We start from the raw sequence: 25132 nt of genomic DNA on the forward strand, positions 1-25132 counted from the left end.
AGATCGGCGTTCGAACGTATAGCGCGAATCGTGAACCGGTTTGGTTGCATGGCCAGATTGTGTCCAGGCCGAGTTCCGGCCGGTCCAAATCGTGGGTATATGGGAGTCCCACCACCCCCCGGACTCCATGCGGTTTGTCCCCCTCGTAGGTCTCGTCTGTTTCGCCGCGGCGGCCGCCGCACAGCCCAACGTCACGCTGTATCCCGGCCAGTCGGGGGCGCCGCTGCTGAACAGCATCGACGCGGGCTACTCGCCCGGCGGCACGCTCGGCTACAACCCCGCACGCGACTCGCTCTACGCCTACGAGCAGCGGACCGACGGCCAGCTGTGCGGCGTCTACACGCGCTTCTGCATCACGCTGACGCCCGGCGCTGACCCCTCGACGGACGCGTTCCACCAGGGCGTCAACGCCGAGCACACGTGGCCGCAGTCGATGGGCGCCGCCGACGAGCCGGCCCGGAGCGACATGCACGCGCTCTTCCCGGCCAAGGCGAACGTCAACTCGTCGCGGAGCAACCACCCCTACGGCGAGATCCCCGACGCCCAGGCCGACGGCTGGTACCGCGACGCCGCCAGCCAGTCCGCCATCCCGACCGCGATTCTCGACGAGTGGAGCGAAAAGGACAACGACCACCCGAACCCGGCCTACACCGGCCGCTTCGAGCCGCGCCACGACCACAAGGGCAACGCCGCCCGCGCCGTGTTCTACTTCCGGGCGGTCTACCCCGAGCAGGTCGCCTCGTACGGCTCCCAGGCCTTTTTCGACGTCCAGGCCCCGGACCTCATCGTGTGGCACTACTCGGACCCCGTCGACCTCGAGGAGTTCGCGCGGTCCGAGTGGATCGCCAGCATGCAGGGCACTCACAACCCGTTCGTGCTCGACTCGACGCTGGCGCGGCGCGCCTACAACCTGTCGGGAACGGGCGGCGGCGGCGGCACGCCTCCTCCTCCGCCCCCGCCGCCGCCGCCGTCCGGGTCGACGGGTCCGCTCTGGGTCAACGAGCTCCACTACGACAACGCGAGCACCGACACCGGTGAGGGCGTCGAACTCGCCGGGCCGGCGGGCACGAGCCTGAGCGGCTGGTCGATCGCGCTCTACAACGGCAACGGCGGGACGGTCTACGCCACGGTTGCGTTGTCCGGCACGCTCGCGGATCAGCAGGGCGGCTTCGGCACGGTCTGGGTGCCCATCGCGGGGCTTCAGAACGGGTCGCCCGACGGGCTCGCGCTCGTGGCCCCCGACGGCACGGTCGCTCAGTTCCTGAGCTACGAGGGCGTGCTCGCGGCGACGGCCGGCCCGGCGGCCGGCACCAGCTCCAGCGACATCGGCGTCGCCGAGACCAGCTCGACGCCAAGCGGCTGGAGCCTCCAGCTCGTCGGAGCCGGGAGCGCGGCGGCGGACTTTGCGTGGCAGGCCCCCGAGGCGGCGTCGCCGGGCGCTCCGAACGCGGGGCAAACGCTCGGCAACGGGCGCACGCCCGTCGCCGCATGGATCAACGAGGTCCACTATGACGACGGCGGCTCGGATCAGAATGAGGGGATCGAGGTCGCCGGCACGGCCGGGCTCGACCTGGGCGGCTGGTCTGTTGCCCTGTACAACGGGTCGAACGGCACCGTCTACGACACGATCGCCCTGTCCGGCGCGATCGACGACGAGGGCGCCGGGTTCGGGGCGTTGTGGTTTTCGCGCGCGGGGATCCAGAACGGATCGCCCGACGGGTTCGCGCTCGTCGACGACTCAGGCGCCGTCGTCCAGTTCCTGTCCTATGAGGGGGTGCTGACCGCGACGGCCGGCCCGGCAGCCGGCACGACGTCCGAGGACATCGGCGTTTCGGAGTCGGGCTCGGGCGGCAAGAACGACTCGATCCAGCTGGTCGGGACCGGGACGGCGGCCGCTGACTTTTCGTGGTCGGCGAACGTCCGACACACGCGGGGCTCCAAGAACCGGGGCCAGACGTTCGGGGCCGCCGGGGCGTTCACGGCCACGGCCGACGCGCCGGGGCGGGGCCGCGCGGCGGCCCTCGACGTCGTGCTGTATCCCAACCCGGCCCGCGACCGGACCACGCTGGCGCTCTCGCTGACCGAGGCGACGGACGTCCGCGCCGACGTATTCGACACACTCGGGCGCTTGGTGACGACCGTCGAGGCGGGCCGCCTCGGCACGGGCTTCCAGTCGCTGGCGCTCGACCTCGCCGGCGCCCCGGCCGGCGTCTACGTGGTTCGGGTCGCGCTCGACGGTCGCGTTGTCACGCGTCCCCTGACCGTGGTCCGGTAGCCGGTTTCCCCGCTGGCGGCGTGCGTCGCCAGCGGGGCGCCGGGCGCTCAGCCGTCGGGGGCGCCCAGGCCCGCGATGACCGTCCAGAGCTCGGTTTTGTAGATCGTCCGGGAGGCGTCGGTGCGGTCCATCATGGCGTCGATCTCGGCCTGGGAGCGGTCGGGGTGCGCCTGCGAGATCTGGGCGTCGGTGATCCCGGCGGCGGCGGAGTCGATGTCGTCGAAAAAGTCGACGGTGCCGAACTGGTAGTCGAGGGCCGACCCGCGGGGGAGCACCAGGCTGTAGAGGGCCCACCCGCCCATCGACCCGTCGTCGGCGCGGACCTGGTGGATCGGCGCCCAGATCGAGTTCTCGACCGCGAAGTACTCGGCGCGCCCGGCTTCCGGGGCGGCCATGAAGTTGAGGGCGAGGTGGCGCCCCTGGGGCCCGTCCTGGCCCGTCGGGCCGAGCGAGGTGACGAGCGCCCACAGTTCGCTGTGGACGATCTCGCGGGTGGCCCGCGTCCCGTCGAGGACGGCCTCGGGGTCCTGGCCGGGGAGGGCCGCGCGGATCACGTCGTCGAGCTCGTCCAGCTCCGCGCTCACGAGGTCGCCGTACACGTTCGCCGTCACGTAGTCGTAGTCGAGGCCCGGCGGCGCATACATGACGTCGTAGAGCTGCCAGTTCAGGAGGTGGCCCCGGCGCTGACGCTCGGCGTGGATGGGGCGCCAGATGTCGCGCTCCAGCGCGAGGTACGCCGACTCCGCGCCCGCGGGGACCGCGATGTAGTCGAGTTGGACGTAGACGGTGGACTGGCCGCGTGCGGGGCTGGCCACGAAGACCGTGGCGAGAAGGGCAGCGGCGAGGGGAAGGATGGCTCGCATGGCGCTAGGGGATGCGACGCACCTCAGGACCGCCCTCGGGTTGAGGCCCGTCTGGGTCTTTCCTAACTAGGGCACGTGAGCTGCCCCACCAAATCCTGGTGCGCGGAGCTCGAAGCCGCGTTGTGCTCGGTCTTGGGGCGGGGGCCCCGCCGCCGGCCGCAGAAAAGCCCCGGCCTCTTGCGAGACCGGGGCTCTGTACGCCCGAGAGGATTCGAACCTCTGGCCTTTGGTACCGGAAACCAACGCTCTATCCAACTGAGCTACGGGCGCGGCGTGCCCCCAAGATACGGCGGGCCCCGCGCCCGTCAACGGGCAAGACCGCGTGAACGGGGACGCCGGCACGCCGCGCGCTCGTTCACGGGCCGCTCGCCGCGTGTTGCCGACCGGTTCACCCGGCCCCCGAGCCCGCGGCGTACGTTTCCCTGTCGATCGCCCCCACCGTCCGTGCCCGTCCGCATCGCCTCCGTCGACCCTGGATCGCCCGCCCACGCGCTCGGCTGGGCGAAGGGCGACCAGATCCTGGCCGTCAACGGCGAGCCGGTCGAGGACGAGCTGGACTTCCGGTTCAAGACGGCCGAGGAGACGCTGGCGCTCAAGCTCCGCAAGGGCGGCGCGGTCGTCGAGGAGACCGTCGAACGCGAGCCGGGCACGGGCCTGGGCGTCGAGCTGGAGGAGTTCCGCATCAAGACGTGCGGCGACGACTGCATCTTCTGCTTTGTCGACCAGAACCCGGTCGGCCTGCGCGACACGCTGTACTTCCGCGACGGCGACTTCCGGATGTCGTTCCTCTACGGCAATTACATCACGGTCACGAACCTCCGCGACCGCGACCTCGCGCGCATCGTCGAGCAGCGCCTGAGCCCGCTCTACATCTCGGTCCACTGCACCGACGACGCCGTCCGCGCCGAGATGATGGGCCACCGGACCGTCGACCGGCAGGCCGAGAAGCTCCGCTTTTTTGCGGACAACGATATCGAGATGCACGCCCAGATTGTGCTCGTGCCCGGCTTCAACGACGGCGGCCAACTCGTCCAGACCATCCTCGACCTCTACCGGCTCCACGAGCAGCTGTTCTCGGTGAGCATCGTGCCGGTCGGGCTCACGGACCACCGCAAAAAGCTCTCCGACCTGCGGCCAGTCTCCGCCGACGAAGCGCGCCAGCTGGCGCGACAGGTCGCGCGCTGGCAGGGCTACTTCCGCGAGCGCATCGGCCGCGGCTTCGTCTACCTCTCCGACGAGGTCTATCTCATCGCCGGGCTCGACTTCCCGGACGAGGAGGCCTACGACGGCTACCCGCTGATGGAGAACGGCGTCGGCATGAGCCGCGACTTCCTCGACGAGCTCGCCTTCCAGGCCGAGGACTTCCCGGACGCGCTCCCCGAGCCGCGCCGCGCGACCCTCGTTTCGGGCGCGCTAACGGCGCCGCTCCTGCGCGAGCGCGTCCAGCCAGTGCTGGAGGCCGTCGACGGGCTGTCGGTCGACGTGGTCACGTGCGCGAACAAGTTGTTCGGCGAGGTCGTGACGGTGAGCGGGCTGCTCAACTTCAAGAGCTTCGTGGCCGAGCTGAAGCCGCGCGCGGCGCGGGGCGAGCTCGGCGACCTGGTCGTGCTCCCGCCCGACTGCGTCAACTTCGAGGGCCTGTTCCTCGACAACCGCCCGGGCATGATGACGCCCGACGACCTGTCGGCCGCGCTCGGCGGCGTCGAGGTCGTCGTGTTCGACGGCGACTGGGCCGGGCTCGTCGACCGGCTGGCGAACGGCGTCCCGGAGCTGGCTTAGTCCGCCTCGACGCCCAGGCGGGGCGCGAGGTCGGTGAACTCGGTTTCGTCGAGCACGTCGATGGCGCGGGGCTCCGTCAGGATGATGGCGCTGAGGTCCTCCTTGATGCGCATCCGCGTGAGCAGGACGGGGCCCTTCTCGGTGGGGATCTCGGCCACGTCCGTCCACTCCCAGCGCGACTCGGTCGAATCCCCTTGGAGGAGGAACGACCAGCCCGTCACGGACCCGGAGACGTCGTCGACCTCGAGCCAGTACCGGTCGCCGGGCGTCAGGCCGACCTTGTCGAACGACAGCGCGAGCCGGTCCCACCCGTCGCGGTTCTCGATGGCCCGGCGCACGCCGGGGTCCATCACCTTGAGCGGCGCCAGCATCCAGTAGCTGTCGTTGACGAACCGCGCGTTCGCCTGCACGATCAGGCTGTCGCGCTCGGGGCCCGCCAGCGCGGCTCCGTTAATCGCCGCCAGCCCGTCGATGGCATCGGGGGAGTAGCGCGAGGGCACGAACACAACGACCGCGTGACTGTCGGCGCCGATCGGCCACTCCGAGCGGACGCGGTCGCCGTGCTTGTCCCAGACGTGGCGCGTGCGGAAGACCTCGGCCGAGTCCCGGATGACGGCCCACTCCCAGCTCAGCGCGGGCAGCGCGTTCCAGGCCGCGAGCCCGCCGGCGCCCTCGGTCACACGAAACGCTAGGCTGTCGGCGGCCGTCTCCAGTCGGGGCGTCGGGTCCTGGCACCCCGCGAGCGCGGCGGCGAGGAAAGCAAGGGGGAGGATGCGCATGACTCGGTCGGGGGGGAGGGGAGAGGGCGCGGGCCCAAAGGTTGTCCAGCAACGGCTTGCGGCCGAGCGTCTCGCGTCGGGCTCCGGGCCAACCTCGCAAGCCGGAAGGGCCCGGTGTGGACGGGTGTGGAGATGTGCGCAACTTAACGCCCCGTTCATCTTGACTCCCCGCGATCTCCTCGGTACCCTGGGTCACTGCCTTCGGGCAGGGCGGCCGTTCGCGGTCGCGTTCCTTGACAGAATGCGTCACACGCTGCACGAGGGCTTCCTCGCGGAATGCCCTGCGCGCCACAGTCTCGCCTCACGGCGAGGCGGTGAGCCCATCGCCCTCCGGCCGTCTTCGGACGGCCACCCGGCCCAGCTTTTAGTAGGTCCGGGAGACCCGATGTGCCCGCCGTGTGTTCGGATGAGTTGCTCCAGTCCCCCCCGGTGAAACGGGACGCTGGAGGTGGCATCCGAACGGAAACACCGCGCGCCCGGACCGGCCTCGCCGGAAAGGACGGACCGACCGCTCAGGCGGACGGACGCCGTGGGTAAGACGTTGCACCGGGTTCGCCCCGGACAACGGCCAATCTGTTCCGCACAGGAGGTGTTAGCAGGAGCGACGGGAGCGCAGACGGGATTCGTCCCCGACGTGCCCGCCCGGCGCCCCACGAGGACCACCATGTCGTCGCTGGCCGAGCCCGCAGTCTCTGCGGTCCTCGGACAGTCCACGACGGTCGTTGTGGCAGACGCATCAGGACGCCCGACCGGAGCTACGGCTCGCGGGGAGGTGTCCAGTCAGAGAACCCGGACGGGGGCTCGCCGCTTGCGGTGTAGCCCCCGTCCTTTTTTTGGTCGGTGGCTGCGCTGCGCTCCCCGAGACGGGACGACGGCCAAACGGCGCCAGCGTCGGACGCCGACGTGCCGCGGCGGAGGGGCCGGCGGAACGTGGCGGGCCCACGACGGTGTACCCTGGCACCGCTCCGCCCCTCGCTGTGACCATGCCCGACGGCCCCTACTCCACGCCCGCTGCGATCGTCGCTCTGGGGTCTCCCTCTGCAGAGGTCGCCTGATGGAACCGAGACCACGACGGGGCCCCGTGCTGCGGGCGCGCCGCGCCGTGCCCGGGCGCAACAGCCAGCGGGCCCGGGCGGCGGTGCCCAACTTTTTTACCCTGATGAACCTGCTGGCGGGGTTCTTCTCGCTGATCCAGACGGCGGCGGGCAACCTGGAGGCGGCGGCGTGGCTCGTCGTGCTGTCCGGCTTTTTCGACCTGCTCGACGGCCTGATGGCGCGGCTCGTCGGCGTGTCCGGCGAGTTCGGGGTCGAACTCGACTCGCTGAGCGACGTGGTCTCATTCGGGGTCGCCCCGAGCTTTTTGCTGTACGAGTTCGGGCTGAACCAGCTCGGGCCCATGTGGGGCGGCCTGCTCGCGAGCCTGCCGGCGCTGTTCGGGGCGGTCCGGCTCGCCAAGTTCAACTCGCTGGCGACCGCCGGCGAGAAGTCGACCGAGTTCTCGGGCATCCCGATCCCCGCGCAAGCCGGGACCGTCGTCGTGTTCATCCTGACGTTCATGGACCGGCCGTGGTTCGACGTGCTCGCGCGGCCCCAGCTGTCCGTCCTGATCACGCTCGTGGTCGGGCTGTCGGCGCTGATGGTCTCGCCGATCTCGTTCCCGGCGCTGCCCCAGCCGAACGCCTACAACCTGCGCCACTACCGTTTCCGCTACGCGCTCTTCCTGCTCGCGCTGATCCTGGGCGTCGTGTTCCAGGAGGAGGGGTTGCTGGTCGCCGCCGTGATCTACCTCGGGTGGGGGCTCGGCCGGGCCCTACTGTGGGCCGTGCGCGTCGCGACGGGCCGGGAGGTCGAGGGCGACCTGGACGAACCGCCGCCGGTCGGCGTGGAGGGGCCGTAGTTTTCCGGCCCGCCCCACCGCACGCATGCAGTTTACCGCCCACGTCCGCGTCACCCTCCGCCCGTCGATTCTCGACCCCCAGGGCAAGGCCATCACGTCGGCCCTCGGCGACCTCGGGATGGGCGCGGTCACGTCCGTTCGCGCGGGCAAGTTTTTCGAGCTCACCGTCGACGCGGCGAGCGCGGAGGCGGCGGAGGGCGTCGTCCAGCAGGCCGCCGGGAAGCTGCTCGCGAACCCGGTCACGGAGGACTTCACCATCCTGGCGCTGATCCCCGAGGGGGGCGTGGCGGCGTGATCGGCGCGAGCCCGCAGGACCCCGCCGTCGCGCCCGCCCTGGAGGTCGAGGTCGAGGAGAAGATCGAGACGCCCTGGCGGGTCATCCTCTTCGACGACGACATCCACACGTTCGAGGACGTGATCCTGCAGCTGATCAAAGCGGTCGGGTGCTCGACCGAGCAGGCCCAGCGCCATGCGTGGACGGTCCACACCCAAGGCAAGGACTGCGTCTACCAGGGCGACTTCTTCGACTGCTTCCGCGTCCAGGGCGTGCTCCGCGAGATCCAGCTCGTGACCGAGATCGAGGGCTGAGCGGTCCGCGCGAGGGGGGACCGGCTTGGAGCTAGCGCATCAGGAGGTAGTTCAGCTTGACCAGCACCACGTCGTCGGGGAAGGCGTCGAAGGTGTCGCCGAGCTGGCGGACCGAGCCGGTCTCGAAGGGCGAGGGGCCCGCGCCCTGGCGCAGCGTCTCCTCGAAGAGGGAGTCCTCGCGGCCCTGGCTCCACACCACGAACAGCGTCGAGCCGGGGCGGTACTCCCAGCGGAAGACGGCATTCCCGGTGAACGACGCCAGCGAAAAGTCGAGGCGCTTCGGGAAGGCCAGCAGGGGCCGGAGGTCGTCCTCTGCGGCCAGGAGCGAGAAGTCGCGGTACTGGCCGCGCGCGGCAAACACCTGCCCGTAAAGCTGGAGCGAGACGCCGGGCCCGAAGATGACCTGGGCGCGCGCGGTGAGGTCGACCTGGCGCGTGTCGCGGGCGCCGAAGACGGGTGCGTAGAACGCCTGACCGGAGACCTGCAGCGGGTCGGTGCTGGGGACGAGGCCCGCGAGCACGGCGGGGTCGGCGTCGAGGGCCACCAGGTCGGTGTCGGCGAAGCCCCCCGGCTCGCCGGCGATGGCCCCGACGAACAGGCCGGCGTCGGTGGCGAAAAACGACTCGTTGGAGGCCCACGCGCGCCGGCCGTCCCCCGAGGACACGCCGCCGCCGAGCGAGAGCGCGACGCGGTCCGACGCCGTCCACTCGACCTCGCCGCCGACGCCGACCTCGCGACCGCCGCCCTCCTCGACACCACCCTCGACGCCCACCTCGAACCGGACGCGCTGGCGGCTGTCGCTCTCGTACGAGAGGTTCACACCCAGCTCGCGCAGGTTGCGGACCGGCCCCAGCCCGCGCGTCTCGCGCACGTTCACGCCCCCGAGCCCGCCCGCGCGGACGTTGAGGCCGATCTCCTGGAAGCCTTGGAACTCGGCGTTGTTGAACGTGAATACGCTCAGTCCCTGGCTCGCGCCGTCCGACAGCGTCCAGGTCTGGGTGACGAAGCCGCCCGAGTTGATGCGGCGGAAGGGCCCAACGGGCTCCCCTTGGTTCCACAGCTGGCGGGCGCCGCCCCGGAGCTGTGCGACGTCGGTCTGGCGGAAGCGGCCGACGTCGTTGAGCCGGAAGTCGTCGGAGTAGAGGCGCAGGCCGAAGCCGGGCAGGAAGTAGCCCTGGGTCCGGTCGAGGCCGGTGTAGAGCGCCGCGCCGACGGCGCCGTCGCCGCCGTCCTCGGAGCGGGCCGTGCCGGCGGCGGAGCCCTCAAAGATCCAGCGCTCGTCGGCGAAGCGGAGGCCCCAGTCGCCCGCCGCCGCGAGCGAGCGCGCCGAAGGGACGCCATCGGCCGGGTCGGACTGGGCGGCGTACGCCGTCAACCCGGCGCCGATGTAGCTCTGGCCGGCGAACTCCTGCTTGACACGCGCCGCGGCGTACGTCCGCGAGGGGGCGAAGTCGTCGCCCGTCGCCGCCGCGAGCGCGCCGAACGACAAGCCGCCGGGCGTCCGTCCGGTCAGCTTGGTGGCCGCGATGATCGGGGAGGCCCCGCCGATGCGCCGCGTGTACAGCAGCGCCCCGTCGCGGCCGCCGCCGACGGTGAGGTCGAAGATCTGGGTGCCCTCGGTGAAGAAGGGCCGGCGCTCCTGGAAGATGGTCTCGAAGGTGCCCAGGTTGAGCTCGGCCGGGTCGGCCTCGACCTGCCCGAAGTCGGGGTTGACCGTCGCGTCGAGGATCATGGCCGAGCCCAAGCCGAGTTTGAGGTCGGCGCCGAGGTTGCCCTCGAAGCCGGTCGCCGCCGTGCCCGGGACCGTTTCGCTCTCGCGCCGCGAGGCGCCGGTCAGCGTGTACGGGACGACCTGGAGGACGGGCCGGGGCGTGAGCCCGTCGACGCCATCGAGCTGGCCGAACAGGCGGACGAGCCCGCCCGACGCCTCGGCGCGCGTGATCGGCGCCCAGAACGACTCCTCGCCCGTCGCCGGGGAGACCCGCTGGAAGTTGATGCCCCACGACCGCGAGGTGCCCGAAAAGCGGAGCTGGGAGTACGGGATGCTGAGCTCGGCCGTCCAGCCCGTGGCGTCGACGCGCACGCTCGACGTCCAGACGGCGTCCCAGCTGTCGTCGTCGTCGTTGCCCTCGACGATGCCGTCGAACTGGACCCCGGCGGCCGTCACGCCGAAGAGATACGCCGTCCGGTCGTCGTCGTAGCTGTCGATGGCGACGACGAACTGGTCGGCCTCGCCGCCGTCGTCGCGGCGGCTGAGCGGGGTGCGGATCTGGGTGCCGTCCATCCGCGCGCCGATGACCAGCCCGGTCGGCGTCCGGAGGACGCGGACGGTCGTGGCGTTCGAGGCCGGCACGCCCTCGGTTGGCTCGAACTGGACGAACCCGCTCGCGGGCTCGGCGCCGGCCCACGCGGCCTCATCGAGCACCCCGTCGATCACGACGGACTCCGCGGGCGCGGCGGTGACGGTCGGCGGCGGGAGGAGGAGAGCGAGGAGGAGGGCGAGCATGGCGGGGACGCGGGGGCGCCCATAGGATCCCTCTCACGCCGGCGGACGGGGGTACGTTCACGGCGAAATCCTCTCGACCCCGTGAGCCCCGACCGGTATCGCACCCTGGCCGCCCCGGCGGCCGCCGAGCCGCCCAAGACCAAGGGCTCGCGCCACATCGGCGAGGCGGCGCCGGTCGAGATCGCCGAGCAGGCGCTGGCGGTCGTCGAGGCGGCCCGCAAGCGGGAGCACGCGGCGGTCCACCACTGCTGGGCGTACCGGCTGGCGCCCGACGCCCCGGCCCCGCGCTCGAGCGACGACGGCGAGCCGAACGGGTCGGCGGGCGTGCCCATCCTGCGCGAGATCGAGGGGCGCGGCCTGTGGGGCGTCGTGGTCGTCGTGACGCGGTACTACGGCGGCACGAAGCTCGGCGTCGGCGGGCTCGTCCGCGCCTACGGGGAAGCCGCCGGGGCCGCGCTCGATGCGGCGCGCAAGCGGGTCGTAACGGTCCGCGTGCCGGTCCGGCTGGCGTTCGCCTTTTCGGACACGTCGCCGGCCATGCGGCTGCTCGATGTGTTCGACGCCGAGGTGGCCGACCAGACGTACACGGCCGACGGCACGGAGCTGGCGCTCGCCGTCCGAGCGGGCGAGGCCGACGCCTTGCGCGCCGCGTTCGTAGAGGCGACGGCGGGACGGGGCACCGTCCTCGCCTGACGCACCCGCGCCCGGCACCGACGCGGCACCGGGCGCGGTGGACACCGCCGACCGGCGTTAGCGGACGACGGTCACGGTGTGCGTGAGCCGGACCGCCTCGCCCTCGACGACGACGACGTACACACCCGTCGCCAGCCCGGCGACGTCGACCGCGACGGCCGTCTCCTGGCCGGCCTCGACGCGGCCGCTGTACAGCTCGCGGACGCGGCGGCCCGTGGCGTCGTAGACCGACGTGGCGACCGACTGCGCGACGTCGAGCGTAAAGCGGACGGTCGCGCGCGTGGCCATCGGGTTCGGGGCGACAGTCAGCGACTGGGGCGCGACGCTGCTCGCGGCGAGCGCGGCCGGGGCCGTCGCGCCAGTCGGCGGGTTCGGGTCCGTGGCCCCGAGTTCGAACGAGCCGATGTCGTCGGCGCCCCCGCCGGAGCGCAGGAAGCCGCGCTGGTCGAAGGCGAACGTGGTGTCGCCGGTGTCGAGGGCCGGGCTCCCCGGGGCGAGCGCGGCCGTCTGGGTCGGGCCGCCGTTGTCGGCCAGCGGCCCGAGCTGTGGGTCCACGCCTACGAGGTCGTCAGTGCGAGGGTCGAAGGTGCTCGCCGCTGGCACCGTCCCGATCAGGTTGTTGCCATTCGTGTCGTAGCCGCCGAACAGGTTGGGCTCGCCGGTCGGCGGATCGGGGACGGCCGACGGCCCCCCGAGGTGGTTGTCCGCGACGAGCGTGCTCCGCAGCGAGACCGGGCTGGTCGCCCCGCCGCCCGGGTGGTCGTTGTAGAGGCCGCCGCCCTCCGTCGACGCCCGGTTCTCGGCGAGCGTCGTCGCTTCGATCTCGACGTCGGCGCCCGACGAGGCCAGGCCACCGCCGCGCTCGGCGCCGTTGCCGTGCAGGGTCGCGTTGAAGACCGACACGCTCGCGCCGTCGCTGCCGTACACCCCGCCGCCGAACCCGGCCGCCGTGTTGCCCGTGACCGCCGACGCCGCGACGATGACCCGGCCGCCGACCTGGTGGACGCCGCCGCCGTCGGTCGCCGCGTTGCCCACGAGGCTCGACTCGCGGATCGAGACGAGGCCCCCGGTCGACGCGAAGGCGCCGCCGAGCCCGGACCGGTTGCCCTCGAACCGGGCGAGGAGGGCGTGGACGTTCGCGTCCGGCCCGACCGCGATCGCACCCCCGCGGTCCACAGAGCGGTTATCGACGAACATCGTCCGGGTGAGGTCGGCGGTCCCGCCGCTCGTGGCGAGCCCGCCGCCCGCGCTCGCTGCGACATTGTCGCGGATGTGCACGTCGTTCATGACTAGCGCGCCGCTCGTGTGGCGGACCCCGGCACCCGAGCCGGCCGCGCGGTTCTGGCTGAGGGTGGAGGCGAGGATCGTCGTCGGCCCGCCAGTGAGATAGATCCCGCCGCCGTCGGTGCCGAGCGCGCGGTTGTTCGTGACGCTCAGCATGGTAAACGTGCCGTCTGTGTCGGCGCCGGCCCAGATCCCGCCACCGGCCCCCTTCGCCACGTTGCGCGTCAGGACCACGTCGTCGAGGTGGAGAGCCACGGGCCCGCCGCCGGTGTGGATCCCGGCCCCACGGGCGTCCGCCGCCGTCACGCGGTTGCCCTGGAGCTCCGACTCGGTCAGGGTGAGCGTGGCCCCGCTCGGGGCCTCGACGGCGATGGCGCCGCCGGCCCGGTCCGCTTTGTTCTCGAGAAAGAGGCTGCCCCCTCCGATCGTCGCGGTGCCGTCGTTGAGGAACAGGCCGCCGCCCGCGCCGGTCGCCGCCGCGGCGAGGTTGCCGACGAAGAAGGCGTCGCTCGCCGAGAAGTCGCCGCCGTCGATGTAGACGCCGCCGCCGCCCTGGTCCGCGCCGCCGCCGGCCGCCCGGTTGTTGACGATGTCGAACGTGGTCAGGGCGGCCGAGCTGCCGGCGCCGACCCACAGGCCGCCGCCCTCGCCCGACGCCGCGTTCCGGTCGAACGACCCGTTCGAGCCCGTGACGACGGCGCCTCCGGCCGCGTGCACCCCACCGCCGTTGCCGGGCGTTCCGCCCGCGCGGTTCTCGATGAGGTTGATGCCGTCGAGGGTCAGCGTGCCGCCGACGATCTCGATCGCCCCGCCGGCTCGGGCGGCGCGGTTGCGGGTCAACTGCCCCCCCGTCAGCGACACGTCCGCGTCGTTGAGGGCCAGGATCGCGCCGCCCGAGCCGGCCGCCCCGACCGCCCGGTTGTTTTGGAGCTTGGTCCGCAGGATGGCGACCGGTCCGCCCTCGGTGTAGACGGCACCCCCTCCGTCGTGCGCCTCGGGGCCGTACGCGATGTTGCGCTGGATCACGCTGTCCTCGATGTGGAGCTGGGCGTCGGCGCCCACCCAGATCGCGCCGCCCTCGGTGGGCGCGCTGTGGTTGCGGATTCGGCCGCTGAGGAACTCGACCGATGCCGCGCCCTCGATGCGGAGCGCGCCGCCGTCGGCCGCGCCCGAGCCGCTGTCGCCGCCGCCGATGAGGTCGACCCGGAAAAAGCGGACCGTCCCGCCGGTGATGCGGAAGAGCCGCTGGTCGACGGCGCCGAGCACGCCCGCACGGCCCGAGGCGGGCACGATGTCGGTCAGGCCCGCGATCACGATCTCGGCCCCCGTCAGGGTAATCAGGGACACGCCCAGCTCGATGCGATCGCGCCCGCTGCCGGCCGTGCACCCGCCGACGGCCGTGTCGGTGTTGGCGGCCTCGACGGCCTCGCGCAGTGTGCAGCCGACCCCGTCGTCGGTGCCGGAGTCGACGGTGATCGTGGCGGCCTGGGTGGGCAGGGCGAGTGTAGCCAGCAGGCAGGCTGCGAGGGCGGAGCGAAGGGGCATCGGGAGGGGGAGGGCTGGGGCCCTAACCTATGGAGGCCGAGGCGGCGGTGTGGCCCCGAATGCGGTGTAAATGTTCGGCATACCCGCCCTCGCTCTGCATCCGTCGCCGCGCTCGGGGCGCGGGCCTCGGCCCCGGTTCGGTCCACGCCCGACCGTTACCTCCTTTCGAGGGCATACACGACGTTTTGTCGGAACGGGAGTTGGCGGCGGCCCTCGACGCGGAGCGGGCCGACGTCACGCACAAGGGTGCCGTCGGGGGTCACCACCGAATCGGGGGCCGACGCCGGGCGGTAGCGTTCGAACGCAACTGTGAGCCAGTCGGTCGGGGCCGGGAGCGCGAAGACCTCAGCGCTGATGGGGGCGAGCGCGACGGCCCCGTCGGCCGACTCCGAGACCTCGAAGGTGTAGGTGAGCTGCCGAGGACCGCGCTCGACCCACTCGGGGCCGCTCGCGCCATCGCGTCGGTCCTCGAGGGTCCCGTCGAAGCGGGCCTCGACGCGGATCGTCCGGGCGCCTGATGCACAGGCCTCGCTCTGCGCGGTCCACGTCTGGGTCCCACGGTAGCGCTGCCCGCTCGTCGGCGTGCTCGCGCTCCGAGTAACGTGGATGTCGAACGCCCAGACGTCGCCGGGCGCGAGCGGGAAGTAGTCGGCGGTGACGGTGGGCGCGGTGGGGCAGGGGGCGTCGGCGACGAGATCGCACGCGGGGATCGAGAGGACGAGGGCGGCGAAGACGAGAGGGCGCATGCGGTTGGGGGCGGACGCGGCTCAACATCGGCCCGCCCACTGGGGCCTGCCACCCATTGCGAGCGGCCTGCCGGATGCGCCTGTGGTACCATCCGGGATGGACCGCCGCCGCTTTGTCTCTGCCGCCGCCCTCGGGGCGGGCGGCGCACTCGCCGGGTGCGGGCCGGGCCCCGGCCACGGCCGCCGGAACACAGGCGGGGCCGCCCCCGCCGACGGGCCCGCCGTCATCGCTCGGCCGCGCGTCCGTTGGCGGCTGGCGTCGAGCTTCCCGCGCTCGACGGAGATCCTGTACGGCGCTGCCGAGCGGTTCGCCGAACGCGTCGCGGCGCTGACCGAGGGGCGGTTCGAGATCGAGCCCGCTGAGGCCGGCGCGCTCGTCCCCGCGCTCCAGGTGCTCGACGCCGTCCAGGCCGGGTCCGTCCCCATCGGCCATTCGGCCGGGTACTACTACCTCGGCAAGAACCCCGCGCTCACGTTCGACACGGCCGTCCCGTTCGGGATGCAGGCACGCCAGCACGACGCCTGGATCCGCTATGGCGGCGGCGGCGCGCTCGTTCAGCAGACACTCGCGGACTTCGGCGTGGTCGGCCTGCTCGGCGGCAACACCGGGACGCAGATGGGCGGCTGGTTCCGCGAGCCGGTCCGCTCGCTGGCGGACTTGCGGGCGCTGACGATGCGGATCCCCGGGCTCGGCGGCCGGGCGATGGAGCGGCTCGGCGTCGTCGCGCAGACGCTGCCCGGCGGCGAGATCTACGGCGCGCTGGAGCGCGGGGCGATCGACGCGACCGAGTGGGTCGGGCCCTACGACGACGAGACGATGGGCTTCTACCGTGTCGTCCGGACGTACCACTACCCGGGCTGGTGGGAGCCGTCGGCGGCGCTGTCGTTCTACGTCAACCGGGCGGCGTTCGAGGCGCTTCCCTCGGGCTACCGCGAAGCCCTCGTGTCGGCGTCGAACGAGACGAACGCCCTCATGCTCTCCGAGTACGACGCCAAAAACCCGGCCGCGCTGGGGCGGCTCGTCGAGCGCGGCGTCGAGCCCCTCGCCTTCCCCGACGACGTGATGGCGGCCGCGGCACGGGCGTCCGTCGACCTCATGGACGAGACGGCCGACGAGCCCCACGCGCGGCGCCTGCTCGCGAGCTACCGCGCCTTCCAGGCCGCCTCGGACGACTGGTTCGGCCTGGCCGAGCGGACGATGGCCGCGAGCTACGGCGCCCGCTGACTCCTCAGTCGACAAACGCCAGCACCAACTCGGGGAACGCGAGCACGAGCGCGAGCGCGATAAGCTGGATGCCCACGAACGGCAGGGCGCCCCGGTAAATCTCCCGCGTCGACAGCGACGGCGGGGCGACGCCGCGCAAGTAGAACAGCGAAAAACCGAACGGCGGGGTCAGAAACGAGGTCTGGAGGTTGAGCCCGAGCACGACGCCGAACCACACCAAGTCGATGCCGAGCGCGGCGGCGGCCGGCGCCAGCAGCGGGACCACGATGAAGGCGATCTCGAAGAAGTCGATGAAGAAGCCCAGCACGAAGACGAGCACGTTCGCCGCCACCAGCAGGCCCACGCGCCCCCCCGGCAGCCCGACCAGGATCTCCTCGATCCAGACGTCGCCGTACAAGCCGCGGAAGACGAGCGCGAACGCCGTCGAGCCGACGAGCAGCACCAGCACCATCGTCGTCAGCAGCGCCGACTGGCGGGCGGCGTCCCACAGGAGGGGACGGGTAAAGCGACCATTCAGCGCGGCCAGCACAAGGGCCCCGACGGCCCCGAGCGCGCCGGCCTCGGTCGGCGTGGCGACCCCGGCGAAGATGCTGCCCAGTACGACCAGGATCAGCGCCAGCGGGGGAAGGAGGGCTCGCATGACCCGGCGCGCGAGTGCCCAGCCGGCCTCGGCCCGCTCCGACGCAGGTAAGGCGGGTGCGTCGTGCGGCCGGCGCCAGGCCACAATCCCGACCCACACACAAAGCAGGGCCGTGAGCATCAGACCCGGCACGAGCGCCCCGGCGAAGAGCGCGCCCACGCTTACGCCGAGCTGGTCGCCGAGCACGATGAGCACGATCGATGGCGGCACGATCTGGCCCAGCGTCCCCGACGCTGCGACCGTCCCGGCCGCGAACGACGGGCGGTATCCGCGGTCGAGCATGACCGGCAGGGCGATCGCCCCGAGCGCCACCACGCTCGCGCCGACGACGCCCGTCGCCGCCGCCAGCAACGCGCCGACCACGACGACCGCCAGCGCCAGCCCGCCCCGGACGCGGCCGAACAGGGCGCCGATCGTCGTCAGGAGATCCTCCGCCAGCCGGCTCTTTTCGAGCACGACGCCCATAAAGATGAAGTACGGGATCGCCAGCAGGACGGGGTTCTGCATGATCCCGAAGAGCCGGTCGCCGAGCGCCAAGAGGAATGCGGCGTCGAAGTAGCCGGCCGCCAGCCCGAGCAGGGCGAACACGACCGACGCCCCGCCGATCGCGAAGGCGACCGGGTAGCCCGTAAAGACGAGCGCCAGCACGACGAGCACCAGGATCGGGCCGAGCCAGTCGGCCAGGTGGGCGACGAGGTCCACTACGGCGTGCGGAGGGTGGCGACGGCCCGCAGCCCCTGGGCCACCCCTTGGAGCGCCAGCAGCCCGAGGCCGACCGGGAGCAGCAGCTTGACCGGCCACCGAACCAGCCCGCCCGCGTCGAGCGCGCCCTCGCGCAGGACGACCGAGTCGACGACGGCCGGCCACGAGGCCCACGCGAGGAGGGCGCAAAAGGGGAGCAGCAGGAGCACCGTGCCCGCCAGGTCGATCGCCGCCCGCGTGCGCGGCGGCCGCCCGCCGTAGATCACGTCGACGCGGACGTGGGCGTCCTCGGCCAGGGCCCACGCGGCGCCGAGCAGGAAGACGGCGCTGAACAGCATCCACTGCACGTCGCCGAGCGCGTTGAGCGCGGGCGTGATGCCCAAGACCGGCGCGAGGTACCGGAGTACGGCCGCGAGCGCGCCGGCCGCAACCATCCCGACCACGAGCCGGGCGCAGAGCCAGCCCACGGCGGCGCTGAGGCGGTCGGCCAGGCGGGGGAGGGCGTCGAGCACGGCCCGAACCTACCGCCCGGCCCGCTGGCGCGAGTCGGTCGCCCTCCCCCGGCCCCTCCCGTCCGGGAGGGGAGGGTTACTTGGATGTCCCCGCCCGTCGGCTGTCGGACGTCTCCCTACGACGTCCCCTCTCCCGTCGGGAGAGGGACAGGGTGAGGGGCGCCGAGACGCGGGCCGCCCTGCGGGCGCGAGCATCTACCGACGACCGACGACCGACGACTCAGCCCTCCGCATCCGCCATCATCGTCCGCATCGCGCCGACGGCCAGCCCGTCGACGTGCTCGTTGAGCGGGATCCCCGCGTGGCCCTTCACCTTGACCCACTCCACCTCGTGGCGCTCGTTCTGGGCGATCAGCCGCTCCCACAGGTCTTGGTTCAGCACGGGCGACTTGTCGGACTTCCGCCACCCCCGCTTCACCCACCCGCCGATCCAGTTGTCGTTGAAGGCGTTGATCAGGTAGGCGCTGTCGGAGTGGAGCCGGACGCGGCACGGCTCGCGGAGCGCTTCGAGCGACTCGGCGGCGGCGGTCAGCTCCATCCGGTTGTTGGTCGTCGCCGGCTCGGCGCCCTTGAGGTCGCGCTGGATCTGGTCGGGCGGCGTGCCGTAGAGGAGCGTGGCGCCCCAACCGCCCGGGCCGGGGTTGCCGGAGCACGCGCCGTCGGTGTAGATGGTGACGTCTTTGATGGTCGTGGGTCGGAATGCGGGGGAAAGCTAGCGGGGCCCGGCCGGTGCGAGCGGAGTCCCCACGGAATGCGTCGAGCGTTCGCCCGACGAGCGACCTTCCCCGCGATCTTCCGACGCCCCACGGCTCCCGCCTCTGCGCCATGAAATTCGTCGACTACGTCACCGTCACGGTCCGCAGCGGACACGGAGGGCCGGGGAGCGTCCACTTCCGCCGCGAGAAGTACGAGCCGAACGGCGGGCCCGATGGCGGGGACGGCGGCGTCGGCGGCTCCGTCGTCGCTGTCGGCGACCCCAGCCTGTACACGCTCCTCGACCTCCGCTACAACCGGCACCACTTCGCCAAGGCCGGCGAGCCGGGCCAGGGCAACAACAAGTCCGGCAAGGCGGCCGACGACATCGTGCTGCGCGTCCCGCTCGGGACCGTCGTCAAGGACGCCACGACGGGCGAGGGGCTGGGCGAGATCGTCGTCGAAGGCGACCTGATCGTGCTCGCCCAGGGCGGGCGCGGCGGCCAGGGCAACACGCACTTCAAAAGCTCGACGAACCAGGCCCCGCGCTACGCGCAGCCCGGCGAGCCCGGCGAGGAGCGCGAGGTGGTCCTCGAGCTCAAGTTGCTCGCGGACGTCGGGCTCGTCGGCTTCCCGAATGCGGGCAAGAGCACGCTCGTGAGCAGCCTGAGCGCCGCCAAGCCCAAGATCGCCGACTACCCGTTCACGACGCTCGAGCCCAACCTCGGGATGGTCTACCTCGGCGACTGGCGCTCGTTCGTCATCGCCGACATCCCGGGCCTCATCGAGGGCGCGAGCGAGGGCCGCGGGCTCGGCCACCAGTTCCTCAAGCACGTCGAGCGCAACGCCGTCTTGCTGTTCTGCGTCGCCGCCGACTCCGAGGATCCCGGCGCGCGATACCAGACGCTCGTCGACGAGCTCGGCGCCTTCAGCCCGCACCTGCTCGCGAAGCCGCGCGTCGTCGTCTTGACCAAGATGGACATCGTCGGGCCGGACCTCGCCGACGCCTGGGTCGAGGAGATCGCGGCCACCTTCCCCGACGACATCGACCTGCTCCCGGTGTCGGCGGTCTCGCGCACGGGGCTCGACACGCTTAAAGAGCGTTTGTGGACGCACGTCGAAGCCGAGCGCGAGCTGGCGGCCGACGACTAAGCGGGCTCGGCGGTCAGCACGAGGGAGAGCGGCGCGTCGGCCTCCGATGCGATCGGCTCGTCGAGTGCGGCGAGCCGCAGGCCCGCCGCAGCGAGCAGGCCGACCCAGTCGGCGAGCGTCCGGAAATACCACGGCATCGGCTCGAAATCGCCGTCGAGGGTCTCGAACGACTCCTCGCGCCAGCCACTCCGGTACGGCGGCCCCGCCGCGAGGGGGTGGACCGTCTGGATCACCACGCGGCCGCCGGTCGCCAGCCGGGAGGCGGCCGCGCGGACGACCGGCGCGTCGTCGTCGGTCAGGAGCGCAAAGTTGAAGACGGCGGCGTCGTACGGGCCAGCAAGACGTGTGGGATCGGCAACTGCGTCGTCGTAGCCGACGACCGCGAACGAGCCGCCCGCTTCTCGCGCCAACCCGATCAGGGGCGCGCTCCCGTCGACGCCGTGCACGTCCGCGCCTGCGCTCGTGAGCGCTCGCGCCAGCCAGCCCTCGCCGCAGCCGACGTCGAGGACCCGGCCGCCGGACGGGAGGCCACGGAGGACCGCCGAGACGACCGCGTCGTCGGTGCCGGCCCGGCGGCTCGGGATGGCGCCGTCGCGGACCGCACGCGCCCACGGGTCCGCGTTCTCGGTCCACGACTCGCGCACACGGTCGGCGGGCGACACGCTAGATCGCCGGGTCGGCCGGCGTGGTGTCCGGGTTCGACAGCCGCTCCTGGCGGGGGAACGGGTAGAAGTTGCGGGTCCGCTGAAACGGGTCGGCCGTATCCGGCGCGCCCTGCCCGAGTCGACGGGCGTCGGCGAGGCGCAGGCCCTGGAGGTAGAGCTCGAGGGCACGGTTGCGGTAGATCTCGTCGAGCAGCGCCTGCTGGCTCGTGGCCCCGGCGTACGGCGCGAGCCCGGCCGCCAGCCCGAACGGGTCGTCGGTGTCGGTGCGGACCGCGTCGATGGCCGCAACGGCGCCGGCCGTATCGCCCTGGCGCGCGAGCACCTCGGCACGGATCAGCACCATCTCGTCGGGGATGTACACGGGCAGCGGGCCGCCGTCGCCGCCGACGATGAAGCCGGTGGCCACCCCGATCGGGTAGCCGTTGACGCTCACGTCCATGGTGTCGGCCTGGGTGAAGTACGCGATCCGGCCGTCGTCCGCCTCCGCGCTCTCCACCCCGAGGTCGATGCGGACGGCGAAGCTGGGCTGGCCGAAGTCCGGCGAGATGGCGCGGTACAGCGGGTTGGGCGAGGAGCCATCGTAGGCGAACACCGAGGTCGCGGCCGGGTCGACCCGGTTGGCCGCCGCGAGCGCCTCGTCGAGGTCGCCCGCGAGCAAGGCGTAGCGGGCGCGGTACGCGCGCACCGAGTTGAGCAGGTCGAAGCCGTCCGGGACGACGCTGTCGAACGCGGCGCTCGCGGCGGCCCCCGCTAGGCGGCCCTCCGCGGCCTCCATCAAGTCGGCGGCCGCCGCGAAGGCGGCCTGGTTGCCGACGTAGGTCACTGGCCCGTCCGCGCTCACGTCGAGCGCGACGTCCGAGAAGCCCAGCGCGAGCGCGCCGATGGCGGCGCCCTTGTAGAACTCTCCCAGGGCGGTCAGCCGGGCCCTGAGGGCGTCCTCGACGGTCGCCGTCGCCTGGGCACCCTCGATGATCTGGGACGCCAGCCCGATCGTCTGGTACATCTCGCGGAAGTACCCCGTCAGGTTCGCGTTGGAGGGGTCGAGCGCGGCGCCGCCGGCGTCGAGTTCGAGCAGGTTGGCGAACGTGTTGTCGGCCGCCAGCTCGCGCGAGGTGATGCCGGTCGTGAGCGCGAGCGCGCCGAAGGCGTTGTCGTTGTACTGGGCCTGGAGCCCGGCGGCGGCGGCCAGCAGGCCGTCGCGCGTGTTGAAGGCGTCGACCTCGGTCGTCGCGTTGGGGTCGTCGACGGTGAGGTCGCAGGCGGTGAGGCCGAGCGCGAGCGCCAGGCCGAGCGTGAGGACGAGGGCGGGGGCGATCCGGCCCCCCAGAGTGGTCGTAGTCATTGGGGCGGGGGGATTAGAGGGACGCGCGGAGCGAGACGCCGAAGGTGCGCGGGATGGGCACCTCGACAAAGTCGTAGCCCCGGACGCCGGTCGACTGGCCGGCCACGTTCGTCTCGGGGTCGTAGCCCGAGTAGTCGTCGAACGATAGGAGGTTGCGGCCGTAGGCCGTCACCCGCAGGCCCTGGACGCCGAGCCCGCGCAGCGAGCCGGGCGGCACGAGGTAGCTCAGCGACACCTCGCGCAACTTGACGAAGGTGCCGTCCTCGATCCAGTTCTCGAAGATGGAGAACACGCCGTAGTTGCGGGGGTCGGGGCCCGGCACGCCGCTGTTCTGGTAGTACCCGACCGGCACGTCGCCTTCGATCTCGGCCTGGTAGTCGGACAGCGTCCCGAAAAAGCGGAGTGACGCGAGCCGGCGCGTAAAGTTGAAGATGTCGCCGCCGAACGAGCCGTCGAACTGGACGCGCGCCGAGAAGCGCTGGCCAAGGTCAAACTCGTTGATCCACGACGCGGTAAAGTCCGGGTTCGGGTCGCCGATGATGCGGCTCGTGCCGTCGCGGACTGGGACGATCAGGTTGCCATTCGCGTCGCGGAGCAGGCCGTTCTCGTCGAGCTCGCCCGTCGTGAACGTCGGGTTGCCCGCGGCGTCCAGGCGGATCTGGTTCGTGCTCGGGTCGACCACCAGCCCGACGATGTTGCCGGCGTCGTCGCGCGCGAAGCCCGAGCCGTAGAACACGCCCTGCGGCTGGTCGTCGATGACGGCGACGAGCCCGAACGAGTTGCCCAGGATTAGCGTCTCGTCCGGGATGTCGTCCGTCGGGTCCGCGTCGACGGACGGGTCGAGGTCGATCCGGTTCTTGTTGGTCGCGAACGTGACCGTCGAGGACCAGCGGAAGCCGGTCGTGGCGATGGGCAGGGCGCGGACCAGAAGTTCAAACCCCTGGTTCGACAGCTCGCCGACGTTCTGGAGCTGGTTCGAGAAGCCGGAGGTGAGCGGCAGCTCGACGTTGAGCAGCAGGTCCGAGGTGTTCTGGGTGTAGTACGTCGCCTCGATGCCCAGCCGGCCCGCCAGGAAGCCGAGGTCGGTGCCGACCTCGAGCTCGCGCTGGCGCTCGGGGAGCACGTCCGGGTTGCCGAGCAGGCCCGGCGGGACGAGCCCGTTGGCGCCGTTGTACGAGCCCGGCGCGTAGCGCGTGAACCGGGTGTAAGGGCCGATCGAGGTCAGCCCGCCCGACTCGCCGTAGCTGGCGCGCAGGCGCAGCGTGCTGGGCAGCGCGCCGCCGCTCGCCAGCTGCCGGTACGCGTCGTTCGCGCCCGCATCGTAGCTCGCCGACAGCTTGGGGTAGAAGTTGGTCCGGTTGCCCTCGCCGAACCGGCTCGACGCGTCGACGCGGCCGGCGGCCGTGACGAAGAGCTGGTCGGCGACCCCGAACGTCTGCTGCGCGAACGCGCCCAGGAGCGTGCTCTCCGACCGGCTCTCGCCAATCGGCGACGGCCGCGAGCCGCCGTCGACCGTCTCGACGCCGATGTTGAGGTCGAAGGTCTCGATGGCGAACACCGAGTTCTCCTCGAACTGCGAGGTCGCGCCCAGCGTCGTCGTCGACTGGAGAGCCGGCGAGAGGTCGGTCCGGTACTGGAGGCGGAGGTCGTTGTTGAGGTTGAGCACCTCGAAGTCCGCCCGGCGGCTGAACCCGCCGCTGAACCCGCCGGCCGTCGAGCCGCGCGGGACGAACGCCCGCCCGGTCTGGGTGTAGGTGTCGACGCCGAGCACGTAGCTCAGGCTCATCCCCGCCATCGGGGTGATGCGCGCCTGGGCGTCGCCGGTAAAGCGGCTCGTCGTCTGGTTGAAGTCGAAGTTGTCGATCACGTCGCGCGGGTTCTGGAGCACCAAGTCGGGGTACTCGCCCGTCACGGGGTCGGGCGCGATGTCGACCGTGTTGGGGCCGAAGATGAAGCCCGTCAGCGCCCCATAGTTCGACGCGAGCCCGCCGTTCGGCACGTCGTCGGAGCGGCTCCGCGAGTAGGCCGCGCCCGCGGAGACGTTGAGCCAGTCGCCCAGGTCCTGCCCGACGCGGACGCGCCCGCTGAGGCGGCGGAACAGGTTGCCCGCCACGATGCCCTGGTTGACGAAGTGGCCGCCCGAGACGAAGTAGTTGGTTCCGCCCTGGCCGCCGCCGATCGAGAGGTACTGCTCGGTGCCGACGGCCTGCTGGAAGATGTCGTCTTGGTAGTCGAAGCGGTCGACGGCGTTCGGCGAGGCGCTCGCTTCGGGCGCCGTGCCGCGCGGCCGATCGAAGGCCGCGCGGTTGACGTCGAGCGTCTTGCGGACGCCGTCGGTGCGGACGGACGTCGACAGCGTGACGTTGGGGGCGCCGGACTGGCCGCGCTTGGTAAAGATCTGGATCACGCCGCCGTTCGCGCGTGAGCCGTAAAGCGCCGCCGCCGAAGCGCCCTTCAGGATCTCGATCCGCTCGATGTCCTCGGGGTTGAGGTCCACGAGCCGGTTCTGCGAGCCGCCGCCCAGGTCGTAGGGCGAGTTGGAGGAGTTGTCGACGAGGACGCCGTCGACGACGTAGAGCGGGTCGGCCGAGCCCAGGACCGTCGACGGCCCGCGCAGGCGGATCGAGACGCCGCCGGCCGGGTTCCCCGAGTTCTGGCTCACGACGGCGCCGGCCACCTTGCCGGCCAGCACCTGGTCGACGGCCGTGGCGCCGACGTCCTGCAAGTCGCGCGCGTCGACGGTCCCGATGGAGTTGCCCAGCTGGCGGCGCTCGACGGGCAGGCCGGTGGCCGAGACCACGACCTCGTCGGAGCGCAGGGCGTCGGTCGAGATCTCGATCGTGCCGAGGTCGACGGCCCGCGCATTGCCTAGCGTGACCGGGCGGCGGTCGGACTGGTAGCCGACGAAGCTGACGCGCAGGGTGTAGCTGCCCGACGGGACGCTGGCGGCGATCGAGAACCGGCCGTCGAGGTCGGTCGCGGCGCCGGCCGTGGTGCCTTCGAGCAGGACCGAGGCGGCGATCACCGGCGCCCCGGTCTCCGCCTCGACCACCTGGCCGGTCAGGGTGTACGTCGATTGGGCGGTCGCAGGGAGCGCGAGGAGCGTCGCGAGTCCGAGGAGAGTAGCGAGGCGCATGGGCCGGGGGGTGGGTGGACGCGTAAAGCATACGGCACGTCGCTTGGCCTCGGCGTCGCTTCCAGCGCGGCCATTGGAAATGTGCGAGGTTGCCCCCTTCACAGCCCCCT

General features: G+C 72.1%; 19 protein-coding genes and 1 tRNA gene. 8 read left to right on the plus strand and 12 right to left on the minus strand.

The window, feature by feature from the left end; genetic code table 11:
• Window positions 1–127: 127 nt before the first annotated feature.
• Complete coding sequence (locus tag ACLIRP_RS05745) at window positions 128–2275, plus strand: endonuclease (protein WP_412063007.1); 2148 nt, start codon at window positions 128–130, stop codon at window positions 2273–2275.
• A 47-nt stretch (window positions 2276–2322) separates the two neighbouring features.
• Here the strand turns inward: ACLIRP_RS05745 and ACLIRP_RS05750 are convergent, their stop codons facing one another.
• On the minus strand, window positions 2323–3138 hold the full coding sequence (locus ACLIRP_RS05750; RefSeq protein ID WP_412063008.1) for a hypothetical protein: 816 nt from the start codon (window positions 3136–3138) through the stop codon (window positions 2323–2325).
• 196 nt (window positions 3139–3334) lie between these two features.
• A tRNA-Arg gene (locus tag ACLIRP_RS05755) sits at window positions 3335–3408 on the minus strand.
• Between the two features lie 174 nt (window positions 3409–3582).
• Between ACLIRP_RS05755 and ACLIRP_RS05760 the strand changes: the two genes are divergently transcribed.
• Window positions 3583–4917, plus strand: a complete 1335-nt coding sequence (locus tag ACLIRP_RS05760; protein ID WP_412063009.1) for a DUF512 domain-containing protein — start codon at window positions 3583–3585, stop codon at window positions 4915–4917.
• On the opposite strand, the gene ACLIRP_RS05765 is transcribed toward ACLIRP_RS05760, so the two are convergent.
• Window positions 4914–5696, minus strand: a complete 783-nt coding sequence (locus ACLIRP_RS05765) for a hypothetical protein (RefSeq protein ID WP_412063010.1) — start codon at window positions 5694–5696, stop codon at window positions 4914–4916. The genes ACLIRP_RS05760 and ACLIRP_RS05765 overlap by 4 nt on opposite strands.
• Window positions 5697–6798: 1102 nt before the next feature.
• Here ACLIRP_RS05765 and pssA point away from each other — a divergent pair.
• The 3 genes from pssA to ACLIRP_RS05780 are packed head-to-tail and all read left to right on the plus strand — an operon-like array spanning window position 6799 to window position 8181.
• The gene (gene pssA, locus ACLIRP_RS05770; protein WP_412063011.1) at window positions 6799–7593 is read left to right on the plus strand and encodes a CDP-diacylglycerol--serine O-phosphatidyltransferase; all 795 of its coding nucleotides are present in this window, start codon (window positions 6799–6801) and stop codon (window positions 7591–7593) included.
• Between the two features lie 25 nt (window positions 7594–7618).
• Entirely contained in the window at window positions 7619–7888 is a 270-nt protein-coding gene (gene purS / locus ACLIRP_RS05775) for a phosphoribosylformylglycinamidine synthase subunit PurS (RefSeq protein WP_412063012.1), read from the plus strand.
• Window positions 7885–8181, plus strand: coding sequence for an ATP-dependent Clp protease adaptor ClpS (locus ACLIRP_RS05780; RefSeq protein WP_412063013.1), 297 nt, complete (start codon window positions 7885–7887; stop codon window positions 8179–8181). Before purS ends, ACLIRP_RS05780 begins: the two co-directional genes overlap by 4 nt.
• A gap of 31 nt (window positions 8182–8212) precedes the next feature.
• Here the strand turns inward: ACLIRP_RS05780 and ACLIRP_RS05785 are convergent, their stop codons facing one another.
• Window positions 8213–10687 carry a DUF5916 domain-containing protein gene (locus ACLIRP_RS05785; RefSeq protein WP_412063014.1) on the minus strand — a complete coding sequence of 825 codons (2475 nt, stop codon included), beginning with the start codon at window positions 10685–10687 and terminating at the stop codon, window positions 8213–8215.
• Between the two features lie 81 nt (window positions 10688–10768).
• On the opposite strand from ACLIRP_RS05785, the gene ACLIRP_RS05790 reads away from it, so the two are divergent.
• Window positions 10769–11380, plus strand: a complete 612-nt coding sequence (locus ACLIRP_RS05790; RefSeq protein WP_412063015.1) for an IMPACT family protein — start codon at window positions 10769–10771, stop codon at window positions 11378–11380.
• A gap of 57 nt (window positions 11381–11437) precedes the next feature.
• Here the strand turns inward: ACLIRP_RS05790 and ACLIRP_RS05795 are convergent, their stop codons facing one another.
• Window positions 11438–14209 (minus strand): choice-of-anchor Q domain-containing protein, encoded by a 2772-nt coding sequence (locus ACLIRP_RS05795; protein WP_412063016.1) that lies wholly within the window; start codon window positions 14207–14209, stop codon window positions 11438–11440.
• Between the two features lie 155 nt (window positions 14210–14364).
• Window positions 14365–14955: a hypothetical protein gene (locus tag ACLIRP_RS05800; RefSeq protein ID WP_412063017.1), complete on the minus strand. Its 591-nt coding sequence runs from the start codon at window positions 14953–14955 to the stop codon at window positions 14365–14367.
• A gap of 97 nt (window positions 14956–15052) precedes the next feature.
• Here ACLIRP_RS05800 and ACLIRP_RS05805 point away from each other — a divergent pair, with 97 nt between their 5' ends.
• Complete coding sequence (locus tag ACLIRP_RS05805; protein WP_412063018.1) at window positions 15053–16180, plus strand: TRAP transporter substrate-binding protein; 1128 nt, start codon at window positions 15053–15055, stop codon at window positions 16178–16180.
• A gap of 4 nt (window positions 16181–16184) precedes the next feature.
• Here ACLIRP_RS05805 and ACLIRP_RS05810 read toward each other — a convergent pair whose 3' ends face one another.
• The 3 genes from ACLIRP_RS05810 to rnhA form a co-directional block, all read right to left on the minus strand.
• Entirely contained in the window at window positions 16185–17522 is a 1338-nt protein-coding gene (locus tag ACLIRP_RS05810; RefSeq protein ID WP_412063019.1) for a TRAP transporter large permease, read from the minus strand.
• Window positions 17522–18034 carry a TRAP transporter small permease subunit gene (locus tag ACLIRP_RS05815; RefSeq protein WP_412063020.1) on the minus strand — a complete coding sequence of 171 codons (513 nt, stop codon included), beginning with the start codon at window positions 18032–18034 and terminating at the stop codon, window positions 17522–17524. Before ACLIRP_RS05815 ends, ACLIRP_RS05810 begins: the two co-directional genes overlap by 1 nt.
• Before the next feature lie 220 nt (window positions 18035–18254).
• A complete protein-coding gene (gene rnhA / locus ACLIRP_RS05820; protein ID WP_412063694.1) occupies window positions 18255–18719 on the minus strand; it encodes a ribonuclease HI in 465 nt (154 codons plus the stop codon).
• A 140-nt stretch (window positions 18720–18859) separates the two neighbouring features.
• Between rnhA and obgE the strand changes: the two genes are divergently transcribed.
• On the plus strand, window positions 18860–19879 hold the full coding sequence (gene obgE / locus ACLIRP_RS05825) for a GTPase ObgE (protein ID WP_412063021.1): 1020 nt from the start codon (window positions 18860–18862) through the stop codon (window positions 19877–19879).
• On the opposite strand, the gene ACLIRP_RS05830 is transcribed toward obgE, so the two are convergent.
• From ACLIRP_RS05830 to ACLIRP_RS05840, 3 genes are read right to left on the minus strand one after another with little or no spacing between them, the layout of a single operon-like run.
• Entirely contained in the window at window positions 19876–20541 is a 666-nt protein-coding gene (locus tag ACLIRP_RS05830) for a class I SAM-dependent methyltransferase (protein ID WP_412063022.1), read from the minus strand. The two genes, obgE and ACLIRP_RS05830, sit on opposite strands and share 4 nt — an antisense overlap.
• A gap of 1 nt (window position 20542) precedes the next feature.
• A complete protein-coding gene (locus ACLIRP_RS05835; RefSeq protein WP_412063023.1) occupies window positions 20543–21886 on the minus strand; it encodes a RagB/SusD family nutrient uptake outer membrane protein in 1344 nt (447 codons plus the stop codon).
• Window positions 21887–21899: 13 nt separating this feature from the next.
• Window positions 21900–25022: a SusC/RagA family TonB-linked outer membrane protein gene (locus tag ACLIRP_RS05840; RefSeq protein ID WP_412063024.1), complete on the minus strand. Its 3123-nt coding sequence runs from the start codon at window positions 25020–25022 to the stop codon at window positions 21900–21902.
• Window positions 25023–25132: the final 110 nt, after the last annotated feature.

This window comes from Rubrivirga halophila, from assembly GCF_046845755.1.
In the GTDB taxonomy this organism is placed as follows: domain Bacteria; phylum Bacteroidota; class Rhodothermia; order Rhodothermales; family Rubricoccaceae; genus Rubrivirga.